The organism is Actinomadura meridiana (assembly GCF_039537545.1).
GTDB lineage: Bacteria > Actinomycetota > Actinomycetes > Streptosporangiales > Streptosporangiaceae > Spirillospora > Spirillospora meridiana.
Map to the genome: position 1 here is coordinate 1 of NZ_BAABAS010000034.1, position 1,847 is coordinate 1,847.

A 1,847-nucleotide genomic window follows, 5' to 3' on the forward strand; every position below is an offset into this window, starting at 1 on the left:
AGACCGGTCACCCGGTCGCCTGGCTTCAACGACCGGACGTTCTCCCCGACCTCGATGACCACGCCGGCTTCCTCGCCACCGATTGGGGAGTTGGTGTTCACCATCCCTAGGGCGACCAGAACGTCCCGGAAATTGAGTCCGGCGGCATAGGTGCGAATACGCACGTGATCCGGATGAAGCGGTTCGAGATGACGGGTGATCGGGGCGAGGACGATGTCGTCCAGAGTGCCCGTCCGCGCCGTCGTCTCCAATTGCCAGCCGAGGTCACTCGGCGGAACCAGCAACTTCTCGCGAGTGTTGACAAGCCGTCCCTGATAAACGGTATCGCCGCGGCGCGCCAATTGCGGCTCGTCGGCAGCCTCCGCCATTCCCACAATGCGAACGATGGCGGCCGCGTCCGTCTCGCCGTCCAGGTCCAGGAGGCGGAACCGCCCGGGGTGCTCGTTCTGCGCGGTGCGGACCAGGCCCCATACGGCGGCATGCGAGGGCGACACGTCCTCGTCGTCCTCGGACACGTGCTGGGCGAAGCGGGTGGTCAGAGTGAGGGTGCTCTGCTCGAAGTGCTCTGAGGCGAGCCATTCCTGGACGAGGGCGAGGGCCGTTTCGGTAGCGGCGGTCACAGCCTGCGGGCAGGAGCAGTCGCCGCTGCCATGCGCGCATTCGCTGTCGAACAGGGACGGCAGGACGATCACTTCGCCGGGCGTGTCCATTCCCTGATCGATTGCGGGGATCAGCTCGTCCAGCCCGGTGTGCGCGACCGCGTCGCCGTCTGCCGAGGCCTCGCCGAGGAAGACCGGGGTGCCGAGATCTGCCGGAGTGGTCTCGGGCAGCGGATTCCACGCGAGGTGGAACAGGTCATTCGCGACCGGAGCCGCGGCCGTCTTGGCCAGGTCACCGCTCAACGGGCGAAGGATGAGTTCGTCGACGGTGATGACGGGTTGGCCTGTGGGGTCGGTGGCGTGAAGGGAGACGGTGTCGGGTCGTATCTGGGTGAGGCGGACTTGGAGGGTGTCGGCATTGGTGGCATGCAGCCGGACGCCGCTCCACGAGAAGGGCAGGCTGGGGGCGCCGTTCTCGTCGCCGTTGTCGGTGTTGGCGGCCAGTGCGTGGAGTGCGGCGTCCAGGAGTGCGGGGTGGATGCCGTAGCCGGTCACCGGGGTGTCGGGGTCGAGTTGGACGCGGGCGTGCAGGGTCGCGTCGTGTTCACTCAGTTCGCGCAAATTCTGGAACGAGGGGCCGTAGCCGTAGCCCTGCTCGCCGAGCCGCTCGTACAACCCGGTGATCTGGACGTTCGCCCCGTTCTCGGCGGGGGCGGGGGCCGAAGGCGAGACGGTGCTCTCGTCCGAGGTGAGGGTGCCCGTGGCGTTGGTGGTCCAGGTCGACTGGTCACCGAGCGTCGAGACGGACGATCGTGAGTGGACGGTGAAGTCGCGTCGTCCTTCGTCGTCGGCCGGGCTCACGGTGACATGCAGATCCCACGACTCATCACCGGAGAACACCAGCGGAGATTGCAGCGTCAGCTCCTCCACGGCCGGGCAGCCGGCGGCGAATCCCGCGTGGAGTGCCAGGTCGAGGAACGCGGTGCCGGGCAGGAGCGGGGTTCCGTGGACGGCGTGGTCAGCGAGCCAGGGCTGGGTTTCGAGGGAGAGGCGAGCGGTGAACACCAGCGTCCCGTCGGGCTGTGTGACGGCGGCGCCCAGAAGGGGGTGTTCGGCGGAGGTGAGCCCGAACCCGGAAACCTCGGTGACGGGGACTGCACCCTCGACCCAATAGCGCTCCCGCTGGAAGGGGTAGGTCGGGGGCTGGGTGTGGGGGATGGTGGGCGGTGTGTGCCAGGCGGTGGTGGG

1 protein-coding gene is annotated in these 1,847 nt (G+C 68.1%); it reads right to left on the reverse strand.

Features of this window, described 5'->3' with window-relative positions:
• On the reverse strand, window positions 1-1,847 hold a 1,847-nt coding region (locus ABD808_RS37615), incomplete at both ends, for a polyketide synthase dehydratase domain-containing protein (RefSeq protein WP_344908075.1).